This window comes from candidate division Zixibacteria bacterium HGW-Zixibacteria-1 (assembly GCA_002838945.1).
In the GTDB taxonomy this organism is placed as follows: domain Bacteria; phylum Zixibacteria; class MSB-5A5; order GN15; family PGXB01; genus PGXB01.
This window is the reverse complement of record PGXB01000010.1, coordinates 14,713-34,829: the sequence shown is the minus strand read 5'-3', so window position 1 is coordinate 34,829 and position 20,117 is coordinate 14,713. Positions and strand designations below refer to the sequence as shown.

General features: G+C 49.0%; 23 protein-coding genes. 1 reads left to right on the top strand and 22 read right to left on the bottom strand.

Annotated elements, in window-relative coordinates; translation table 11 throughout:
- The 17 genes from CVT49_05755 to CVT49_05675 all read right to left on the bottom strand — a co-directional run bounded on the left by CVT49_05755 (position 1) and on the right by CVT49_05675 (position 13,822).
- Positions 1–579 (bottom strand): hypothetical protein, encoded by a 579-nt coding sequence (locus CVT49_05755; protein PKK83929.1) that lies wholly within the window; start codon positions 577–579, stop codon positions 1–3.
- Positions 576–1,505 (bottom strand): hypothetical protein, encoded by a 930-nt coding sequence (locus tag CVT49_05750; protein PKK83928.1) that lies wholly within the window; start codon positions 1,503–1,505, stop codon positions 576–578. Before CVT49_05750 ends, CVT49_05755 begins: the two co-directional genes overlap by 4 nt.
- Before the next feature lie 49 nt (positions 1,506–1,554).
- The gene (locus CVT49_05745; GenBank protein PKK83927.1) at positions 1,555–2,307 is read right to left on the bottom strand and encodes a hypothetical protein; all 753 of its coding nucleotides are present in this window, start codon (positions 2,305–2,307) and stop codon (positions 1,555–1,557) included.
- Positions 2,308–2,359: 52 nt separating this feature from the next.
- Positions 2,360–3,256 carry a hypothetical protein gene (locus CVT49_05740; GenBank protein PKK83926.1) on the bottom strand — a complete coding sequence of 299 codons (897 nt, stop codon included), beginning with the start codon at positions 3,254–3,256 and terminating at the stop codon, positions 2,360–2,362.
- Between the two features lie 13 nt (positions 3,257–3,269).
- Positions 3,270–4,949 (bottom strand): hypothetical protein, encoded by a 1,680-nt coding sequence (locus CVT49_05735; protein ID PKK83925.1) that lies wholly within the window; start codon positions 4,947–4,949, stop codon positions 3,270–3,272.
- Positions 4,949–5,902: a cytoplasmic protein gene (locus CVT49_05730; protein PKK83924.1), complete on the bottom strand. Its 954-nt coding sequence runs from the start codon at positions 5,900–5,902 to the stop codon at positions 4,949–4,951. The genes CVT49_05735 and CVT49_05730 overlap by 1 nt, the downstream gene beginning before the upstream one ends.
- Positions 5,903–5,931: 29 nt before the next feature.
- On the bottom strand, positions 5,932–6,804 hold the full coding sequence (locus CVT49_05725) for a decaprenyl-phosphate phosphoribosyltransferase (protein ID PKK83923.1): 873 nt from the start codon (positions 6,802–6,804) through the stop codon (positions 5,932–5,934).
- A gap of 49 nt (positions 6,805–6,853) precedes the next feature.
- Positions 6,854–7,489 carry an EpsI family protein gene (epsI, locus tag CVT49_05720; protein PKK83922.1) on the bottom strand — a complete coding sequence of 212 codons (636 nt, stop codon included), beginning with the start codon at positions 7,487–7,489 and terminating at the stop codon, positions 6,854–6,856.
- The gene (locus CVT49_05715; protein PKK83921.1) at positions 7,486–8,328 is read right to left on the bottom strand and encodes an exosortase; all 843 of its coding nucleotides are present in this window, start codon (positions 8,326–8,328) and stop codon (positions 7,486–7,488) included. Before CVT49_05715 ends, epsI begins: the two co-directional genes overlap by 4 nt.
- A gap of 51 nt (positions 8,329–8,379) precedes the next feature.
- On the bottom strand, positions 8,380–9,258 hold the full coding sequence (locus CVT49_05710; GenBank protein PKK83920.1) for an amidinotransferase: 879 nt from the start codon (positions 9,256–9,258) through the stop codon (positions 8,380–8,382).
- An 8-nt stretch (positions 9,259–9,266) separates the two neighbouring features.
- Positions 9,267–9,872: a hypothetical protein gene (locus CVT49_05705; protein ID PKK83919.1), complete on the bottom strand. Its 606-nt coding sequence runs from the start codon at positions 9,870–9,872 to the stop codon at positions 9,267–9,269.
- A gap of 27 nt (positions 9,873–9,899) precedes the next feature.
- Positions 9,900–10,715, bottom strand: a complete 816-nt coding sequence (locus CVT49_05700) for a hypothetical protein (GenBank protein ID PKK83918.1) — start codon at positions 10,713–10,715, stop codon at positions 9,900–9,902.
- Positions 10,716–10,718: 3 nt separating this feature from the next.
- Positions 10,719–11,429 (bottom strand): DNA alkylation repair protein, encoded by a 711-nt coding sequence (locus CVT49_05695; GenBank protein PKK83917.1) that lies wholly within the window; start codon positions 11,427–11,429, stop codon positions 10,719–10,721.
- A gap of 144 nt (positions 11,430–11,573) precedes the next feature.
- Positions 11,574–11,897: a hypothetical protein gene (locus CVT49_05690; protein ID PKK83916.1), complete on the bottom strand. Its 324-nt coding sequence runs from the start codon at positions 11,895–11,897 to the stop codon at positions 11,574–11,576.
- A gap of 183 nt (positions 11,898–12,080) precedes the next feature.
- The gene (locus CVT49_05685; GenBank protein PKK83915.1) at positions 12,081–12,299 is read right to left on the bottom strand and encodes a hypothetical protein; all 219 of its coding nucleotides are present in this window, start codon (positions 12,297–12,299) and stop codon (positions 12,081–12,083) included.
- A 54-nt stretch (positions 12,300–12,353) separates the two neighbouring features.
- A complete protein-coding gene (locus CVT49_05680; protein ID PKK83914.1) occupies positions 12,354–12,890 on the bottom strand; it encodes a hypothetical protein in 537 nt (178 codons plus the stop codon).
- 68 nt (positions 12,891–12,958) lie between these two features.
- Positions 12,959–13,822 carry an EamA family transporter gene (locus tag CVT49_05675; protein ID PKK84016.1) on the bottom strand — a complete coding sequence of 288 codons (864 nt, stop codon included), beginning with the start codon at positions 13,820–13,822 and terminating at the stop codon, positions 12,959–12,961.
- 614 nt (positions 13,823–14,436) lie between these two features.
- Here CVT49_05675 and CVT49_05670 point away from each other — a divergent pair.
- Positions 14,437–15,393: a hypothetical protein gene (locus CVT49_05670; GenBank protein ID PKK83913.1), complete on the top strand. Its 957-nt coding sequence runs from the start codon at positions 14,437–14,439 to the stop codon at positions 15,391–15,393.
- 144 nt (positions 15,394–15,537) lie between these two features.
- Here the strand turns inward: CVT49_05670 and CVT49_05665 are convergent, their stop codons facing one another.
- The 5 genes from CVT49_05665 to CVT49_05645 all read right to left on the bottom strand — a co-directional run bounded on the left by CVT49_05665 (position 15,538) and on the right by CVT49_05645 (position 20,084).
- Positions 15,538–16,698, bottom strand: a complete 1,161-nt coding sequence (locus CVT49_05665) for a hypothetical protein (GenBank protein ID PKK83912.1) — start codon at positions 16,696–16,698, stop codon at positions 15,538–15,540.
- 365 nt (positions 16,699–17,063) lie between these two features.
- Positions 17,064–18,227, bottom strand: coding sequence for a hypothetical protein (locus CVT49_05660; protein ID PKK83911.1), 1,164 nt, complete (start codon positions 18,225–18,227; stop codon positions 17,064–17,066).
- A 12-nt stretch (positions 18,228–18,239) separates the two neighbouring features.
- On the bottom strand, positions 18,240–18,908 hold the full coding sequence (locus CVT49_05655) for a hypothetical protein (GenBank protein ID PKK83910.1): 669 nt from the start codon (positions 18,906–18,908) through the stop codon (positions 18,240–18,242).
- Positions 18,829–19,227: a hypothetical protein gene (locus CVT49_05650; GenBank protein PKK83909.1), complete on the bottom strand. Its 399-nt coding sequence runs from the start codon at positions 19,225–19,227 to the stop codon at positions 18,829–18,831. Before CVT49_05650 ends, CVT49_05655 begins: the two co-directional genes overlap by 80 nt.
- A 266-nt stretch (positions 19,228–19,493) precedes the next feature.
- Entirely contained in the window at positions 19,494–20,084 is a 591-nt protein-coding gene (locus CVT49_05645) for a hypothetical protein (protein ID PKK83908.1), read from the bottom strand.
- Positions 20,085–20,117 lie beyond the last annotated feature (33 nt).

Below are 20,117 nucleotides of genomic sequence, written 5' to 3'. Positions count from 1 at the left end.
TTAGAACCGGTATGTGAACTGCAAAACCGGGCTCAATTCCTTTTCCGAAGACATATCGACCGATATATTTTTATCATATTTGGGAAAACGGGCCAGGTGCGCATCGACATATGCGTCGAACATGGAAAGAAAAATCACCGTCGCGGTGTACCATGAAAATCGATTGCGGTCATCTTTGGCGATTCGGTACTCCTGGAACAGGCGCGTTCTTTCGGTCAGGTCGGTGGCGGCATCGAAAGCATCTTTGGCATTCGAAGTCTTGTCGGCATAATGCACCAGGCCGGCAATGAGTGATGATTCCAGGGCAATAATGACACCGGCTTTTATGTATTTCCTGTTGCCGATCTGGCCCAATCCGGGCACGAACATCGACTTGAAAAGGGCCGTGGTCGGATTCTGATACTTGATCGTCGTATCGGTTGGCTTGTCGGCGTAGTAAGCTTCGACTTTGCCGCCTCCGGCATCAGCCAGGTACTCGGTAAAAGTCGGGGAATCGGCCGTTCTGAATTGCGCGTGGATCGGACCGGCGCCCGATAGTGCTATGAGCACAAAGAACGCAACTTTGAAATACCTGTTCATTTCTTGACGGTGTCAGGTTTATGAAAAATTCTGATTTTCTGAGCAAAAACTTCGACACGCAGTTCCGGGGCGCGCAAAGTGACAATTTCGCCGTCGATATAGGCTTTTTGTCCCTCGACCGATATTACCGAAATCCGTTCTCCTCGATACAGCCGGACATCATCGGAGTACAAATATTTCCGCTTGAATAATTGCCTCAGATAGCTCGACATGATGGCATGCCCCTCACCGATGTCGAAGACGACTTCGCATTTTCCATCATTGGGAATGCATGAAGGAATAATCGGTATCCCGGCGATATGAGAGAGCAGGTTGATGCTGAATGTCTGCGGTGTAAAATCAAACGCAAAGGCGTCGACCTTGATCGCGAACGGTTTGGGTTCCACCATGGCCGCCGCCTGAGCCGCCAACCGCGACCAGCTGATAGCAAAACGGGGCGGCTTGCGATTCTGAAGAAGCTGGTGCAATTGCGGGATAAATCCGAGCGCGACCGAGCCGAGAAAAAACTCGCCTGAGGCAAGCCCATAGTCGATCTTTCTGTCTCTTCCAGATAAAATATGATCGACCGCCTTCTTGAAATCAGGTTCGCCATATAGCGAGCGATAAATATTGTTGAACCGCCCCATCGGTACTATCCCCAGCGGGATGGTCCGGCGAATTATATGCCGCGCCACCAGATTGATGGTGCCGTCGCCGCCGCAAACAATAATGCCGCCCGGATTTTTCGTAATGATGCGCTTGGTATGATAAACAATACTTTGAGGCGAATCGGGTTCGTTCAGGTAATAACGCCCGCCGGCATCGGTTATGGCCTTGCACAGTTTATCGATTTTCTCGCGGGAGTAATCGGCCGCCTTGGGATTGATGATTATATTATATGTCAATCCCGGCCGCGTCTTTCGAGTATCTCTATTTTGTCTTTCCATAAATCGGAAAATAGCCTATTTCCGCGTTATATCAAGCTGAAAATGACTTTCATTCATACTTTTGAAGGGTCAGGGTCATAACCTGCTCCTTGGTTTCGGGATTCAGCAGCTCGATCAGGACCGGAATATGGCGGGCATCGGTCGTATAATAGGAATATCCCAGGGCTCCCGGCACCGTGTTCAGGACCTTATAGCAATCATATGTCCCCATTGGCGTCGTAATCTTCTCCTGCGATATGACCGAGTCGATTACTTCCATTATTTGGAACGACTGCCCGGTGATCCTTAAGAGATTGATATAACCATACTTGTAACTTTTCCCCACCGTAAAATTCATATTTCTGACGAAAAGCTGCGACCCGGTGGTGGTGGTCATTTCGCCGATAAACGGCATCGAGCCGGGGGGGACCTTGTCGGAATTGGTCGTAATAAACAGGCTGTCACCCTTTCGGGTTGCCTTGACAATCAATGAATCGGTTCCGAGCCTTTCGATAGCCATAGGCGGCATGAAAAAATGATTAATGGATGAAATCAACCGGAGGTCCTTGAAGGAATAATTTTCTTCACTGACGATTTTAATCGACTGGTTGGAGATATCAAGAGTTTGTTTGATATTCAAAATATCTTTATTGTCGGCCGGGCGGCTGATTACCACATTGTTATAGTTGATAGTCTCCTTGGGAACGATCGTTTTGATCTCATAAGTCATTTTCTCGGTCTTGCCCGGTGTCCAGTTATCCACCAAATCGCCCGCAAACAGGTTTGATGCCAGAAACAGCAGGAAGATAACTCTAATTAGCATAATTTCTCCTAAAATTGTATTTCTTATTTATACGCGCCGCAGCCGTAATGGACTATAAAGACTCCAGCCACAGGGTAAGATAATCTTTCATTTTGTCGCTAAAATTAACAATTCCGACCAGTTTTTGGCTTTTAAGGCCGACTATAACCTGCCCGTAAAAGGGATCTTCATAGACAAAGGTAAAATTTTGATCAAATGGAAGACTATTGGGGGAAGCGGCTTTTCGGCCGATTCTATCGGCCAATTCCAGCCATTTTGCGTATTTATCGCCCATTTCATCGGCGGTAATAAACAACGTAAGGCTGTCCCCCTCCTTGATGTATTCCCGGCTGTAAATCCGGGTGAGAAATTTCTGTCCGAGATAGGAATCAGCATAGTAACGGTCGGTTTTGGCAACAAAATCTTCGGCCGGAAACAGACCAAATGCAGCCGGCTTCTCGGTTTTCCCGACCAGCTCTTTTTCGAAAATTCTGCCAAGACCGACTATGGCGGTCATGCTTTCGTCCGTTTCATCAAAACCGGTCAGTTTTACCAGATATTCGCCTTTGGTGAAGACCAGCCTGCCGGGAGACAGAAAGCCCTCGACTCCGATCCCGATAATGTCATCCGCCGGATTTCGAATCATGGAATAAAGACCATAACTGTCATCAGGTGATCCGAAGTGGTAGATATCGATCTCGAATTCCATTTCATCCTTTTTGTAGATGGTCGTGGCGACATCGACAAAATTATACAGGTAATACAATTCAGCCTGACCGTCGATATATTCCCAGAGCGAATTACCGGGAAATGCGCGGACTTCAGATGCCCTGATAAAACCGGCCTCGGTGAACTGGGCCGGAAGATATTGCTGTAGGGCGGTGGATTCATCTTTCGTGTCCCCGCCGCAACCCAATTGTATCAGGGCGGCAAGAATAATAATTAACGAAAAATGGATATTTTTTTTCACGACTGAGTTCCTTCTATTTTTTCCTGCGATCTATTCCTTTGCGTTGAAGCAGAACCTGGTTGCGCAGCGAACGCGACTCGCCGACCGATGTGATATATACCGCGGCCCGGTCGGCTACCGGGCAGGCGTATTCACAGGCGCCGCAGCCGGTGCACAGATCAGGATCAATATGCGGCTGCTTCACTTTCACTTCTTCGCCGCGGCTGTTAATAACGGTTTCTTCCTTCAGGTATATCGCTTTTGGGGAGGTCGGGCACCATTCCTCGCAGACAATACAGGGCACGGCCATGGCCCACGGGAGACACCTGCCGCGATCGATGAACGCTGTTCCGATCCGGTTCGGTTTGGTTTTCTCATCGCCGACTTTTTCCTTGAGGGTCAACTCCGCAATGGCTCCGGTCGGGCAGACCTGTCCGCAAAGAGTGCAGGTTGGCTCACAATAGCCGATTTTGGCGATCAGGATAGGCGACCAGATCCCTTCCAGACCCGATTCCATGAAAGTCGGATGCAGGGCGTTATTGGGGCAGACCCGCATGCACTGCCCGCATCTGATACAGCGCTGCAGAAATTCATTTTCCGCCATCGAGCCCGGCGGACGAATCAAGGTGGCATCGGCATTGACTTCAAAGGCGTCCCCGGAGCGAAACAGCGGCACCAGAGCCAATCCGCCAAGTGTTGATATAATCACCTTGCGCCGGGAAATATCGATTTTCTGTGTCGAGGCCGGGTTGCCTTCGGTCTTTTCGAGATTTGGATAAAATTTGAATTTGAGCGATCCGGTCGGGCAGGCCGCCTGGCAGTTAAGGCAAAGGACACATTCCGGCTGATGCCATCGCGAGCCGACATCGGGATTATCGGCGCCCTGGCAGTGCAGAACGCATTTCTGACAGCCGTTGCAGCTCGGGGCATCTTTCGCCAGGCCGAAAATAGCATAGCGCGAGAAAATTCCGAGCATCGCCCCCAGCGGACAGATTCCCCGGCACCAGAATCTGGTAAAAATGCGGTTGAGAACAATGACCGCCAGGAACATAATTCCGATGGTCAGAATGGTGTGGAAATGCACTTGTCGGAAGGTCAACAGCAGCGGTGATATAAGGTCGTAGAAAAATTGCGCCATTATTGAAATCGGCCCCAGCCCGAATGATTTTATCCAGCCCAGGAGGCCGTCGGCGCTGCTGTGAATGGTCGGCAGGATGACCGTGCCGATGGATCTGGCCAGAAATGACAACGGGTCCAGCAGGCCGATCTGAAGCGACCCCGCTGCGGCCGCCGCCAGGAAAACGAAAAGTATGTAATATTTTATGCGATGATATTTTTTGTACCGGTTGGATTCGATCAGACCGCGGCCCTTTCTCTTGAGCCGCTCCGATGGTATTTCGGCCACCCAGTGATTGAGTGTTCCCAGAGGGCAGACCCAGCCGCAGAAAAAACGGCCCAGGAATATGGTCGGGATCAAAACAACCAGCGACCAGAGCAGCCCTTTGAAGATGGTGCCTGTCGCCAGAAGTGTGGCCAGCGCCACCAGCGGGTTGAATTGCAGGGCAATCGAAACCGGATAGGGCAGTATGATCTCACCCCCGGCGGCCGGGTTTAAATTGACTTCAAAATTTGTCTTCAGTATCAGCCAGAAAAATATCCCGAAGAAAAGAATCTGTGATATACGTCTGAGGTTTCGGACAGTCTTAATAGTCATTATGCAATTTCTTTATAGCCCCCGGCACGGTAATCAATATTGCCCAGGCCCGATTGAGCCGCCAGTACGATATGGCTCACATTCTCGGCCTTCAATCCCAGAAACTCGCAGGCGCGCGCATCGGCCGCCACCTGGTCGGTCGAGCACATGACGACATTCTCAATCCTGACATCGGCTGTCGATCCGCCCTGAGGGCCATTGCGCATTAGAACACGGGTGGCATCGACAACCGTCAATGTCGGTCGAATAAATGCCGCCAGATCAACGATGGCTCGATCTATCTGCTGATGCAACTGATTCCGCCGACCGCCAAGGATGCCATAAAGATTCTTCATGGCTATTGTACATGAGGAAAGCGAATGTTGTTTGGTGATCGGCATATTTATAAATTTGTCGGTTTCGATAAAATATTTGAGGACCGGCCAAACCGTCAGAAGCTGGCCGCCCAGATCGGTCATGACATAATCCTCTTCGACCGGAAGGATCACCCTGGCGCCGGCATTTTCGGCCGCTTCTTTGATGCCGGAACGGATAAAGGTCCTGCGGGCATCATTGCAGGTGATATCGGTAACGATCACTTCGGCGGCTCCGGCCGCCAGGCATAGCCGCACCATTTCGGCCACCAGCTCCGGGTTGGTGTCGGCGGCATGTTTGGGCAGTCTGTCCCAGCCGACATTGGGCTTGATGGTAACCCGATCTCCTGATTGAATGAACCTGTCCACGCCGCCGACGGCATCCAGCGCCGCTCGAAGCGCTTCCGGGTGGTTTTCATTTCTGGCCAGGGCGAGCGCGGGGAACGACCTGTCCGCGGCAACCTCGAATCCTTTGGTCTTGGCCATTGTCGCCTGATAGGATGAAGTCTCACGGTTGTGAAAACCGAACCCAACAATTCCGGTAAGAGCGGCCAGTCCCGCGGCATTGGCGGTCTTTTTTAGAAAATCGCGACGTTCCATCAGCTCCCCTTAATCAGCAAATTATAACATCAGAAAATATAAAGGATAAGGATTACCGATGCAAGCCAAAGCAAAACATCCAGAAGCAGCGGCCGATCGGTAAGCAGAAGGCGGGTCGGTGAACCGCCCTTTTCCTCCTTGTGGACCAGATACAGGTAGCGGAAGATGCCGTAAATAACGAAAGGAATAGTGGCAAATAAATATTGTGTGCCCAGTTTGGCGCTCACTTCGGGAGACAAAGTGTAAAACAGGTAAGTTATAACTGTCGAAGCGGTTACGACCCCGATAAGCTGGTCCAGTAAATAAGTGGAATACTTTTCGAGAATCCTGCGATGCGCCCCGGCCTCTTTTTCAAGATAAATAAGCTCATGCCTTCGTTTGCCCAGCCCCAGAAAAAGAGCCAGAACAAAGGTGGTTATCAAGAGCCAGCCCGAGATCTCGACATCTATCGCCACAGCGCCGCCGGCCGCTCTGAGAACAAAACCGGCCGCGATGCACATGACATCTATTATCACCACATTTTTTAATAAAAAAGTATAGAGTATATTCAAGACCAGATAACTCAGGACTACTATTAGAAACGACTGAGTAATCATGGCCGATATTGCAATTCCCACCGCCGCCAAAACAACACCGATTATGGAAGCAGTCGAGACCGAAATTTCCCCCGAAGCAATCGGACGGTTTTTTTTCAGTGGGTGGAGACGGTCGCGCTCGCGATCAATGATGTCATTGAGAACATAAACTGCGGATGAAAGAAAACAGAAGGCGATCAGGGCCTCGAAGGCAATGACGGTTTTGGATAAGACATGGGCCTCACCGGCAAAAATAAGTCCGGCCAGGACAACCCCGTTTTTCAGCCATTGCTGAGGACGCAAAAGTCGGAACAGGCTTTTGATCATAAGTATATATAGTACTTGCTGTTTTCTAATATATCAAGAAAAAATTAGATTAAAAAGGAAGCGATTTTTCCACAAAAGGATAAAACCGGCGGACAAATTCGACCGCCTGCCGGGTCGCTTTATTGAAATCGCCGTCGGGCACGCCGACCGTGATACGAATAATGGCCGCATCGGTCGGCCTGATCAGAAGCGAATTTTTGACCAGATCGAATTTCAAGCCATATTCATTGCGTATCTCACCCGATCGGGTTTCATACCAATACAACATCAATGATTTATAGTCATCGATCGATATAATCAGTCGATTGACATCTTTTATCCGCCCGTCGGCCAGTTGCAGCTGGAAAGGATGTATCTCCTCGATTCGCCAGCCGCCGCCCGGAAGGCAATGTTTCGGTGAGTGAATCTGGCTGCCGTATTTTTGGGATTTGAAATATGCCAGGAAAAAATCCACCGGTTCGCCATCGGCCGTTTTATAATCGCGAACGGTGCTGAGATCGGCCTTCAGAATGTCATAAGCGAACTCCGGCAAAACCTGTTCGGTGCCGCTATATTCGGCATATACCAGAGGGATAAGGCTGAAATCCGGCATCCGGTCGGGCTGTTTTTCGGTGAAACGCAAAGCATTGCCGACAATGCCTCCGAAGATTATAAGAGCTATCGAGAGAAGATATTGCTTCTTCATTTGAATATCCTCCTCAGGATGGCGCCAAACGCGAACAGCATAATAAAGGCGACTACAAAGACCATCGCCCCCATAATCGAATGAAACGGCTCCTCGGTGACAGTCAGATCCGAAGTATAGACAATTACCGAAGTAACAAAAACCCGGAAGACATTACCGATAACTGCAATCGGAATTGCCGAAAGAAACAGAATGATTTTGGCGGTAAGGCTTTTTTGCGACAGGTAGGCGTAAATCGCCCCCAGCGCCAGCAACGACACCAGCGAACGCATTCCGGAGCAGGCTTCGGCCACTTCCAGCGCCTGATTGGGCAAATGAATAATATTCCCCTGCCGGACCACCGGCATCCCGATTATGTTCAACAGCACCGAGGAGACTTTACTGGCCAGAAGCTGCATCGGAAATGTGGCCGAAAAATATATCACATATGGAATTGGTATCATGAAGACCAGAAAAAGAACCGCAAACCAGCTTTTGCGGACAAATTCGGAGCCGAGATGATACAGCATAATGCCAAAAAGTATCACCACCAGCGAAAACCTGACCGTGAAATATTCCGAAGCGCCATTGCCAAGAATAAAGAGAATGACGCCGAAAATAATAACTACCAGTCCCAATCCATTGGGTTTGACCTCGATTTGCGATAACTCGCCACGATTTTTCCAGATCAGGTAAAAAGAAACCAATGGAACCAGAAAACCATGGGAATAATTGGCGTCATGATACCAATCATGAACCAGATCGATGAGCGCCGGGAGATATATCAGGAATAATAATCCCAGCAGAACATAGAATAAATTTTGCTTCGCGGCCGGATAGGTTTTATCAGTCATATTCATTTATTAATATATTTTCTTTTTATATCGGCGCGAAAGCGAAATAAATTGCCTTCAGTCGCTTCTTAGAAGCGGTCTGGTCAGGCAGGTCGGACCGCCGGCCCCCTTGCGGGAGATATCAAAGCCATCATAAACCATAACCTCAACCCCCGCGGATTCCAGTCCCTTCTGCGTTATCGGATTGCCCGAAAGCATAATCACCTTGCGCGGCGCCACCGCCAGGACATTGCAGCCCATCGAGTCGAATTCCGAATCGGGCACTTCGATTAATTCTATGCCACGTTTAATCAGATATTCCCGGAACGGGATCGGCATCAGCAGCGAATAAACCACCGCGAGATCATTATCGATCGGGCTGATTATCGACATCAGGTGCATGACATCGCCCGGCCCTTTCCAGTGCGGGAGCGGCACGACTATAAATTCCTCGACCAGGTCCGCTGTCAGCCCTTTTAATTGCCGGATGCCTTCGGTGTTGGTGCGATAGCCGTGTCCGACAGCCAGCGTTTTCTCGTCGAGCCAGACAATATCGCCCCCTTCGACCCGCCCGTCGCCGGTTATCTTGCCGGCAACAGGGATGCCGGTTTCCGAAAGATACCGGCCGACTGCCGCCGGTTCATCCTCGCGTTCCTTCTTGCCCATATTGCAGAGAATCGCGCCTTTTTTGGTGATAATGACCGGATCGTGAAGGTATATCGAATCAAGGCCGGTGATGTCGTTTTCCGGAAGGAAATGAAAATCAAATACGACCTTCCGCAACAGCCCGAGAAATTTTTCGTATTCCTCGAGCGCCTTGTTATAATCGGGCCGGTCAGTATAATTCAACTGCCGCCACTGCTGATCGATATTCCCCTGGCTCAGGAAAGCATCTTTGGGATGCTTGAGCAGGATACTTCGTATCGTCCCGATTTCCGACTGCCCGTTGGTTTTCATAATCAGTATTATTTATTATTTCTTGAAGCTTTTTTTCGTTTTTTTACAATATCCCTATGTTCCATCAATAAATCATGATGATGTAATCCTTTATGTGGAGCCTTTAATATATCTATAACTATTGATGCATCCTCTTTTATCTGTTTCAGTATAGTAGTTTTGCGAAAACTTTTTCCCAATTCTCTCCAAATGTCTTCAAAAAGCAATATGTATTTAAGATTAGCTCTTCCGATGACGGATCTTCCACCTTCGTTTGGAACTACGAGTAAAACCAAAAAGACATTGGTAGAAATTCTTCCATGGTAAATATTGCCATCCTGCGTTTGGAATCTCAGTTTTCTACCTTTCTTTATCCAACAATGTGTGAGCGATTTATTTATTTTCATAGTGGCGCCGGAAATAAAATGCTGACTCTTCACCTCATAAATCGCTTCAACCGTTTTGTCATTCTTTATAATTGCAAAATCGAGATATGGGCCGCCTGTCTTGGGAACGGCGGTCGGCATTATTTGTCTGACAATCGTATATTTTGGGGAAGAATACTTCTTTTTTAGCCATTGTTCAACAACAGACTCTCCCACATATCCCATTAATCCCATTTCTTGTTTAGGCATTAGCAACCTCCTTACACATAGTATCTGTTATTTGCGAATACTATCAGGAATCAAAACTCCGTTTTGAAAACATAATCTTTGGAAATCTCCATCCCTTATATCCTCAACTCGCCCGCTCAGTTCCGGCCAGTCGGTCAGGGCGATGTCGAGAATCATCGGCGCCAGTTGTTCCGGTGTCGCCAGCTTGCCGCTTCGGTGCAGTTCAACAAACCTGTCCTTAACCGGGAAATCAGATATATCGGTCCCGCGCATGACTTTCTGCATATGACTGTCGAACGGTCCTGGGGACAGGGCCGCAATTCGGATCGGCGTCTCTTTCAATTCCTCCGCCACCACCCGCGTAAAATGGTCCACGGCCGCTTTCTGCGAGCCATACAGTGACCAGCCGACATACACCCGTTTGGCCGCGCCGCTGGTGATATTGATAATTGTCCCGCCCGAGAGTTGCTTCTGCATGATTTTGACCGCTTCACGGCTGCCGATATAAACGCCGAGGACATTGATCATCAACGATTGGACTATCTCATCATCGCCCGCATTGACAAGACGTTTCACCGGTTCGACCACCCCGGCGACATTGAATAAAATATCGACCCGGCTCCATCGCGACTCGATCTCGGCAAAAGACAGCGCCACATCCGGCGGTTTGGTCATATCGGTCGGAAGAACCAGCGCTTCGCCGCCCGATTCGATTATAAGCTTGCGGACTTTCTCCAGTTCCGTCTTACCGCGGGCCAGCAGCACGACGCGAGCCTTTCGATGGCCCGCTTCCATTGCCAGCGCCCGGCCCAGCCCGGCCGATGCGCCGGTGATGACAATCACTTTGTTTTTGGCATCAAGCATATCTCACCAATCTATTTTCATGGCTTCTTTTTTCAAATTGGCCGGCATCTTCTCGATGGCATAGCGAAGCGCCGTGCGCGGCATTTGGCGCTTGTTCTTCATGACGTACTTAAAAACTTCATCCCGGTGACTGTCACCCGCCACTTTGAGCATCCAGCCGTATCCCTTCTGCACCATGTCATCATCGTCGGTCAGAAGAATGTCGGCGATGGCGAAAGCATCTTTCAAGCCCTCTCCGCGCCTGACTGTCGGAATCATGCTCAACGCCGCACCCCGCCGCAGCCAGCGGTTTTTTGATGGTGTCCACTTTTTCACTTTAGGAATCAATTCCGGATAGAGGGCAACCAACTCGCCCAGCGCGCAACAGCAGAGAGAATCGCACGCGCCCCAGTTGCAGACATATTTTTTCAGCCACCCCTCAAGACGGGGAAAATCGGTTTTACTCATCCTGTCGGTGATATTAGCGGCCCACATGAAGGCGATCCCGCGCTCGGTTCCAATATCCGATTCGAGCAATTCCTCGCAGTCCTCCAAAATTTTCTTTTTCGATTCGCCTTTAACCTCTTTGAAAAACTGCGCCGATATTCGTTTGATTATCGGCCCCTTCAGACCGACCGGATTTTCGAGTTTCTCTTTGAACCATCGCTGGTAGTTCATCATATTTTCCGGAACACTCTGCCGGGCGATCTCTTCTCTGAGTCTCTTGACTATCATAATACTCTCTCCCGAATATTGTAATAATTCTCCGATTTAAGCAAAATGTAATATGCCTTCACGATTCTATCATCAGAGAACTAATACCTCGCAACAACGATACAGGCAATCACTTTTTCATAATGAAAGTTACCGGGTTCGGCTCTATGCAATCTTAACTGCGGTGCCGCTGGCCGAAACCATCAACATGCTGCCCGATCCGAATGTGATTGTCTCATAGTCCAGATCGACGGCCACCACCGCGTTGCCGCCCAGACGCCGGGCCTCCTCGGTCATCTCCTGAACAGCCAGATTCTTGGCCTTGCGCAATTCCTCCTCATAGGCGGCCGATCTTCCGCCAACAATATTGCGAATACTCGCAAACAGATCCTTGAAGAGATCGGCGCCGAGAATCGCCTCGCCGCTGACCAGGCCGTAATATTCCACAATCTTCTTTCCTTCGAGAGTGGGGGTGGTCGAAATAATCATTGATATACCTCCATACTTTGAAATAGCGCCGGTAATTTTATTCTACATCGAAATACACCGGGCATCACATCGCCGTTTATTGTAATGGTGTTATGATATACGATTGGGCCCGCAATTTTCAATAAAAAAACCGCGATGGGCCATATTCCATCGCGGTTATGAGTGAGCTATCTACCTGCTCTCTCAGGAGGAAAGACCTCCCGAATAACCAGCTTCTCTTATTGCCTTAAGCAATTCACCGGTTTCGGGGAGTTCCTGGTCATAAGAAACGACTGCTGTTCTTTTATTATGATCGACCGTGACTGCTATCACACCTTTTACTTTCTCAAGAGCGTCCTGAACGGCCAGCGCGCAGCCGCTGCAATGCATCCCTGTAACGCTCAAATTTATTGTCTTCATCATATATGTTTTACCTCGAAACAAAATCTTGCAATATTTATTGTCGATATCATCTTTTTAACGTTTTTCCATCAAAAAGGCCCTTAAAGCCCTGAAATCCTGATCGTTTTCGAGCGAGTATTCATAGTCAATATACTCAAATCGTCCATCCGGCCCGACCACAAAAACTGATCTTTTGAACATTCCATAATCATCAATATAAACGCCCATTTTGTTTCCGAAGGAGCGGGTATGGTCCGCCAGAAGTCTGAAATTGAGATTATGATGCTTGGCCCATTCGTGGTGGCTGAAGACATAATCGCCCGATATCGGTAGAATCTCCACATTCAGGTCGCGGAAATCGGCAAACTCATCCCGAAACGTGCACATTTCGTGCGTGCATCCCGGCGACCAGTCGGCCGGATAAAAGGCCAGCACGTAGCGCTTGCCCATGAGGTCCTCATTCTTGATCCCGGAAAAGACGATCGTATCTTTGGTTGCGTAAGGCAGGTCGAAATTGGGGACCAAATCGCCGACCCTAAACTGATCCGCGGCCCTGATGCCAATCGGTAACATAAGCAAAATAAATAAAAATATAATTGATAACTTTTTCATATTTCCTCCAAAAAAGAAATCTCTTTGTTTAACCTGAAAACAAGAAAGGGGAAGCGATGTTCCGATTATTATTTTTTACCGATAGGGGAGGAAACAGCCGGGTTTTTTGCCCCATTCGGCTGATCATTGACCCGGAAATGATTGCTTAAAACGACGCCGATTATAATCAGGACAAAACCGGCATACCCCAGCAGGCTGATGGTTTCATCGAACAGCGTCAGGCCGATTACAATCGCATAGACAGTCCCGAGATAATTGAAAATGGAAATATTGGAAGCCCGGTCGGACTGGTAAGCTCTGGTCATGAATATCTGGGCGGCGGTCACAGCCAGACCGATCAGGATCAGAATTAACCACTCCCACGCTTGCGGCGCCACCCAGTGAAATACCGAATATGAGCCGACCAGCGGAACTGTCACCAACGGGAAGTAAAACACCACCACCAGGGGATGGTCGAAGTCTTTCAGCTTGCGGATGAAGTTATATGCCATCGCCGAGAAAACCGCTGCGGTAATACCGATAAGCAGCTCCGGCACCGTCACCCTCGGATCGAAGCCTTTGACCATAACCACCCCGCCGAAAGCCACCAGGAAAAACAGCCATTGAAGCGGCGTGGCGCGCTCCTTGAGGAAAATCCCTGAGATAATAATGGTAAAAATCGGCGACATAAACTGGATCGTCACTGCCGAAGCCAGCGGCATATGCTGCAATGTATAAAAATACATTACCAGCGCCGCCGTTCCGGTCAGGCCGCGCAAAAGAAGATACTTTTTGTTATTGCCCCAGGGTTTAAGGTTATTTTTGCGGATCAGGATATATCCCAATATAAGTGTGACAAGGGCGCGGACGAGGACAATCTCATGGGAGGGGATATGGCTCAAATATTTCACCCCGACATTCATCAGGGCGAAGAAAAACGACGACAGGAGAATATATTTAACCCCGGGTGTAATCTGCAGCGCCCTCACCTTTTCAATCCTCTCAAAACAATATCATATCAACCGCTTTAGGCATATTAAGTTCCCAAGATAAAACATCCAGGATTATTCGTAAAGCTATAATTCCAATGCATCGGTCATTGTGGCGAAGCAGATTAAAATGGCGCTTGGATTTGTTGTTAACCAGATAGCCCTGCAATTGTAGATTTAATTGAAATACTCACCGGTTCTTATTTTGTACTTCGCGGTACACTCTGATCCGGTTTTGAACCATTCGGGGCGAAATCTTCGCCCCGTTCTTTTTTAAAACTTCCCGCAACTCCTTAAAATAGCTGCAGTTGCCTGCGTCGGCAAAGTCGGCACAGGGTTTGCCATATTAGATAACACAGCGGGAGATATTCCCGCGAATATAATTGTTAAACAGCAGAGCAGGAGTCAATGAGTCGATCAATGTATTCCCTCCCCAACCCGAGTGCGGGGCCCAAGAGCACGCCGCAATCAGAAGTGAGGGGAATTTCTGCATTGACCGTTAAATTAAATACCCAACAAGCAAACCGTCTATTTGAGGCAAATAGAAGAATTAATATAAGTACCAGAGGAGGAAGAGAATGAAAGTAAACAGGCATCATCGTTTTCTGTTTCTTGCAGGATTCCTGATGATTCTGCTCGCCGGATGTTCCGCCGACAACCCGGTCGGCTCGGGCGACAGCAATGCTGTGTCGCCGACACAGCCGGTCTTTTTGATCGCCGGAGATCCGGTTCAGATATCTGCCAGGGTGGCCACTATCGATCCGACCCAGCAGATGCTGACCTTTGTCGATCATCCCGAGACCGCCGTTGTCGATGAAGAGACTGAAATTTTTACGATACAGCAGGGCGTGGAAACACCGGTCCCGTTCGACTATATTCAGATCGGCGACTCGGTGCAGGTCTGCGGCACTCTGCAGGAGAGTGGATATATCCTGGCCAATCGGATTCGTGTCTATCTCGAATCGGATTGCCCGGACTATGACCTCTCCTTCAGGGATATCATAACAGCCATCGATTACGATGCCGGAACCTTCACCGTTTCGGAGCGCACCGAGACCATCACTACTGATGCTTTCACAATTATCTGGGGCGTGGATGGCGGCAAAGTCGAGTTTACCGAGCAGGCGGCCACAGGCAACTTCGGTACAAATGCCAAAGTCGTTGTCGGTAATGTTCCATCTTTCAGAATTGTCGGGTATGCCTTCACGGATTTGAAGGTAGGTGATGTTGTCGAGGTCAAGGCCAATATTGTCAATTCATCCACCCTGCTGGCCGTCTCGATCAAGCTGGCCGACTCGAATTTCAAGGATTGTGTCGAATTTGACGGCCTTATTGCCTCATTGGATTGCGACACGCGTATCGTCACCTTCCAGGATTTTGACTGGATCGGATGGGTCTGTCCCGGCGCCGTTTTGACCGGGCTTGACGGGACGCCTCTGGCCCTTTGCGATTTTTCGGTGGGTGATCAGGTTGCCGTGAAAGGTTATCCGACCGAAGGCGACACCCTTAAAGTCTGCCTGATGGAGCAGCAATAAATTAAGGTAAAAGGCAATTTGCCGGCGCCAATTTCGGGGTTAGGTGAGCCTTTTAAGGCAAAAATAAAGGCGGTCTGGTCGACCGCCTTTATTATTATGGAAGACGAAAAGCAACAATATTCAATTCATAGACCTGCAGGTATGCTAACTCCGTTGCCGCCAGGCAACCGCCGCAAAGCCGATATTGCCGCCCAGCCTCTTGCTGCCCAGACTTCGATCATAATGGAATCCGGCCTTGTTATGAACTATAATTGTATTGGCCACAATTGATCCGTAGAAATCGGATGAATTTCTCAGGTCGGCGTCGCCGTCCGGATTATAAAAGACCGCATATATTTCCCCGCTGTTTTTCAGGACAAGATCCCCCTGAGATAAGAACATCAAATCACCGGGGGTTCCACCGGCATTAACCCCGCCGGAATTCTTGATTTCAATATCTCCGGTCACATATATTTTTACTGCCGCTCCGGGGGCGATTAGCAACTCCGCGCTGTTTTTTAGAATCAGGCTTGAAAAATAGTATGTTCCATCGGAGAGCGTTACAGTACTACTGGTTTCAAAGGCATGACTCGATGGATTATAGGAATAGCTCCCGGATATTCCGCTGACATTATCATTATAAGCTTCGGCTATATCGAATTCGGATTGCGGAATCGGATCGAGTGTCTCTTTGGGTACATTGTATTTGATATCTCCCGTGACCGTGGCGCCGGCGTTAATGTCCAGAGACGAACTGTCGCTCGATGTTACCACATCCCCTCCGACATTAGAGCCGTTGTGCATAACGATACCGGCATTCGAGCCGACATCGCCGCAAAGCGTATCCTGTGTTGCGGCATATGAACCGGAATCGGAATTGTATGAATCCGTACTCATGCCGTTTTTCAATTCGACAATATCATCGCCGAACAGGGCCGACTTAAAGGGGCTATTATATGCGGGGATCACTGCCATCTCGATTACTGCCTGGGCGCTGATGGTCCATCCCGATGATATAATCACGATGGTATCCTTCAGCCCGGCATTCGCCGAACTGTCGATTATTTGCACTGTGTATGTGCCGTTGTTGAAGGCAACGCTGGAGTAGCCGGCCGTCCATGTCGGATCGGCGTTAAGCTGCACGATGGCTCTCCGAGCGCCCGCTTCGGCAATATAAAATGTTTTGTCGGTGTTGAGCTGATTGAAGGTAAGATCGATATCGGTGTTGGATGATTTTACCGTCATTATGGCCAGAATTGACAGCATCGCTATCAACAGAAGCGAAATCAGCAGAGCGCTGCCTTTTTCATTTCCGCAATATATCATGCCTTATCTCTCGTTTGTATGTGGTCTGTGCATTCTTTGTAATAATAAGCAATTTTATTGCCAGAAATTCGACTTAAATTGACATCCCGGTATGGTTTTAAGTTGCTGTAAAACATTCTCTTACAAATATATATTATACCGGGTCGACGGTCCGGTATGGGGCTGTCCCCATATTGTATCCCGGATATCTCAACTAGTTTTAAGACTGAAATAATCTGTGAAGGATGTAATTATTCGGACTGTCATGTCTGTCGGCCATTAAAAAACGGCGGGTGTGAAGCCCGCCGTTCGGCTGTGGGTTGCGGGGGTGATGTGTTGGGATTTCAATCACTCCCCGACTTTTAAGGAGGGTTCATGCATTAAATTTATAGTTCGCGCCAGGCGACCGCTTCATAGCCGATAATACTGCTGATTCTCTTTTTACCCAGCTCGCGGTCATAGTGAAAAGCGGCGCTGTTATGCACTACAATGGTTTTTGCAACGATCGAACCATAGAAGTCGGCCGAATTTCTCAGGTCGCCATCGCCATCCGGACTGTAGAAAATGGCCGACAATTCTCCACTGTTTTTCAGGACGATATCTCCCTGAGAAAGAAACATCAAGTCGCCCGGGGTTCCGCCGACATTAACCCCGCCGGAATTCTTGATTTCGATATCACCGGTGACATATATTTTTACTTCCGCCCCGGGGGCAATAATCAGCTCGGCGCTGTTTTTCAATATTATGCTTGAAAAGTAGTACGTTCCGTCAGAGAGCGTAACAGTACCACTGGATTGAAAAGCATAGGTTGATGGATTATAGGAATAACTGCCGGATATTCCGGTGGTATTGTCGTTATTCGACTCGGCCATATCAAATTCGGCTTGCGGGATCGGATCGAGCGTCTCTTCAGGCACATCGTATTTGACATCTCCCGTGACCGTGGCACCGCCGTTGATGTCCAGAGCCGAACTGTCGCTCGATGTTACCACATCCCCGCCGACATAAGAGCCGTTATGCATGGTGATAGTGGCATTCGAGCCGACATCGCCGTCCAGCGTATCTCTGGTCGCTGCGTATGAGCCGGAGTCGGAATTGTATGAGTCCGTCCTCATACCGTTCTTCAGCTCGACACCGTCATCGCCGAACAGAGCATGCTTGAAAGGGTTATTATATCGCGGAACCACGGCCATTTCCACGGCCGACTGGGCGTTAATGGTCCATCCAGTTGAGGTGATAATGATAGTGTCAATCAGAGCGGCATTGGTCGAACTATCAGTAATCTGGACTGTATAGGAACCGCCATTGAAGCCAATATTCGAATAGCCGGCGGTCCATGACGGATCGATATTAAGTTCTGCAATGGCTCTTTTGGCGCCCGCTTCGGCGATATAAAAGGTCTTGTCGCCGTTGATCTGATTGAAGGTCAGATCCATATCGGTATTGGACGACCTGACCGCCATCACGGCCAGAAGCGTCAGCATACCCATCAGAAGCAGCGATATCAGGAGCGCGCTGCCTTTTTCATTATGTAATATTGCTCTTCTCATGTTCGCCTTCCTTTATAATGCAACGTTTCTTAAATTCACCGTTTCGAGTGCCGTGTATGTCCGGTACCCGCCATTATTAACATAATCCTCATCCGGCTTGGCCGCCTGAATGTCGATTGTCACCTGGACCGTAGAAGAATTGATGGCCGTGAAAGTGACATCCGTTATGCAGTCCGCAAAGACTTCCGCCGCGGCGCTGTTGACCTTTTTCATCAGTTTTTGCGGCGAACTGCCGGAAGGGAAGGTGGGCATTGCCAGCAATTCAGTACTGGTGTAATCCTCGAGATAATACATAATGGTATCGATCGGCTGTGTGTCGCTGTAGAATATCAATAATGAATCGCCGTTGATTCGGTACGGTGCATGAGCGCCCACTTTATATCCGGCCATGCGCAGCGTCCGGGTGATATCCTGGAGGCTGGCCCGGGAGGCCTGTTGCATGTCGGAGATCTCTTCCTGGGCCAGCGTCTGGTTATGCATCGATATATAAAATTCGAAACCTGCCGCCGCCAGAACGCCCGTAATAAACATGGCGATCAAAAGCTCGGCAATCGTGTATCCTCTGTTATTGCGTAATTTCTTCATCTGCCATACTCCATTGTTATGAACTTTTGACCTTATATGTTGAATACTGATTCGATCTCTGGACGTTCTGGTTGTCGGTCCATGAGACAACAACATCTATCTTATAAACGCCGTTCGGAATCAGCGTATCGACCGAATGATCCTGGATATTTGTGGTTCTCGTATATATGCTTTGAAGGCCCGTCTCCGTTTCGATGTAAGGGACGGTCGGCATGGTATGGAGGCCCTCGAAATGTTCCACTTTCTGTTTAAGAAGGTTGGCGGCAACGGAGTTGTCACGCGAGATGACATTACCTTCAATCGATACCACCACCATCGGCGCCAGACCCATCAGCCCGACCCCCAGAATAATCATCCCGATCAGAACTTCCAGAAGACTGACACCGTCACTGTTTGATATTATATTCCGTCTCATATATACGAATCCTCCTCTTTTGCCAGAGGTTAATTGCATATTCGATGCCGGAACGGCAAAATCATTTACCCAAAAGTATGCCTATTTAATCTGTTGACATTCTTACGGTTAACGGCGAGCGGGTTTTGGGGCGAGATTGAAAACCAGAATTATATATCAGAATTATCAATAAAATATGGGATTCAACCCATAGTCTTGGCTCCGGGGGGGGCACTGCGCCGGTGGAGGAGTAGAGTTGAATATATATCAGTAATACTATCTAAAGTTCATAATACCAGAGAAGCATTGCTTCGTGGGCAGCCGGCGTAGCCAAAGCGATGAATCGCGCCCAGCCTGCAGCCCATCCGGGCATAGAATTTACATGCGGGAACATTAACATTCTGGGTCTCCATGCCCAACTGGCCAAACCCTTTCGCCTTTGCCCAATCAGCCGCATGGAGGAATAATTTTCGGCCGATACCGTTTCCGCGCACCTTTTGATCAATCCGAATATCCCATAAGACCGCCATATCTGTTCTTTGGAATTTATCGAGCGGGTAGATGTCGGCATTAATGGCCACCGCCGCACCGCCGACCGGAACATCGCCATCGCGCGCCAAAAATATGCCCCAGTCTGCCGGATCAAACTCCTTTGCCCAGGCCGAGATGACATCGCCGCCACCGGCGTCATAATCTTTGAGGTACGGCATATCGACCTTTTCTTCCACGAGTCGAAAACCACCAAGACCATGGTCAATTTCATCCACCCGGTAAATCGACTCCACCAGAAAGCGACTGGGGATGCTGCTGTAAAGCGAGTACCTGTCCGGTCCGATTCTGTCTATTTGAATAGCCATATTATCAGGCTCTTTAATCATCTATTTCCAATGATACGCAAAAAAATTCAGGAG

Excerpts from the sequence above, each read along its gene's own strand:
- CVT49_05715 (PKK83921.1), bottom strand. The coding sequence starts at position 8,328 with ATGAATATGACTGATAAAACCTATCCGGCCGCGAAGCAAAATTTATTC.
- CVT49_05750 (PKK83928.1), bottom strand. The coding sequence starts at position 1,505 with ATGGAAAGACAAAATAGAGATACTCGAAAGACGCGGCCGGGATTGACA.
- CVT49_05645 (PKK83908.1), bottom strand. The coding sequence starts at position 20,084 with ATGATTAAAGAGCCTGATAATATGGCTATTCAAATAGACAGAATCGGA.
- CVT49_05670 (PKK83913.1), top strand. The coding sequence starts at position 14,437 with ATGAAAGTAAACAGGCATCATCGTTTTCTGTTTCTTGCAGGATTCCTG.
- CVT49_05730 (PKK83924.1), bottom strand. The coding sequence starts at position 5,902 with ATGGAACGTCGCGATTTTCTAAAAAAGACCGCCAATGCCGCGGGACTG.
- CVT49_05700 (PKK83918.1), bottom strand. The coding sequence starts at position 10,715 with ATGCTTGATGCCAAAAACAAAGTGATTGTCATCACCGGCGCATCGGCC.
- epsI (PKK83922.1), bottom strand. The coding sequence starts at position 7,489 with ATGAAGAAGCAATATCTTCTCTCGATAGCTCTTATAATCTTCGGAGGC.
- CVT49_05735 (PKK83925.1), bottom strand. The coding sequence starts at position 4,949 with ATGACTATTAAGACTGTCCGAAACCTCAGACGTATATCACAGATTCTT.
- CVT49_05680 (PKK83914.1), bottom strand. The coding sequence starts at position 12,890 with ATGAAAAAGTTATCAATTATATTTTTATTTATTTTGCTTATGTTACCG.
- CVT49_05710 (PKK83920.1), bottom strand. The coding sequence starts at position 9,258 with ATGAAAACCAACGGGCAGTCGGAAATCGGGACGATACGAAGTATCCTG.
- CVT49_05685 (PKK83915.1), bottom strand. The coding sequence starts at position 12,299 with ATGATGAAGACAATAAATTTGAGCGTTACAGGGATGCATTGCAGCGGC.
- CVT49_05665 (PKK83912.1), bottom strand. The coding sequence starts at position 16,698 with ATGATATATTGCGGAAATGAAAAAGGCAGCGCTCTGCTGATTTCGCTT.
- CVT49_05660 (PKK83911.1), bottom strand. The coding sequence starts at position 18,227 with ATGAGAAGAGCAATATTACATAATGAAAAAGGCAGCGCGCTCCTGATA.
- CVT49_05650 (PKK83909.1), bottom strand. The coding sequence starts at position 19,227 with ATGAGACGGAATATAATATCAAACAGTGACGGTGTCAGTCTTCTGGAA.
- CVT49_05655 (PKK83910.1), bottom strand. The coding sequence starts at position 18,908 with ATGTTGTTGTCTCATGGACCGACAACCAGAACGTCCAGAGATCGAATC.
- CVT49_05690 (PKK83916.1), bottom strand. The coding sequence starts at position 11,897 with ATGATTATTTCGACCACCCCCACTCTCGAAGGAAAGAAGATTGTGGAA.
- CVT49_05695 (PKK83917.1), bottom strand. The coding sequence starts at position 11,429 with ATGATAGTCAAGAGACTCAGAGAAGAGATCGCCCGGCAGAGTGTTCCG.
- CVT49_05725 (PKK83923.1), bottom strand. The coding sequence starts at position 6,804 with ATGATCAAAAGCCTGTTCCGACTTTTGCGTCCTCAGCAATGGCTGAAA.
- CVT49_05705 (PKK83919.1), bottom strand. The coding sequence starts at position 9,872 with ATGCCTAAACAAGAAATGGGATTAATGGGATATGTGGGAGAGTCTGTT.
- CVT49_05755 (PKK83929.1), bottom strand. The coding sequence starts at position 579 with ATGAACAGGTATTTCAAAGTTGCGTTCTTTGTGCTCATAGCACTATCG.
- CVT49_05745 (PKK83927.1), bottom strand. The coding sequence starts at position 2,307 with ATGCTAATTAGAGTTATCTTCCTGCTGTTTCTGGCATCAAACCTGTTT.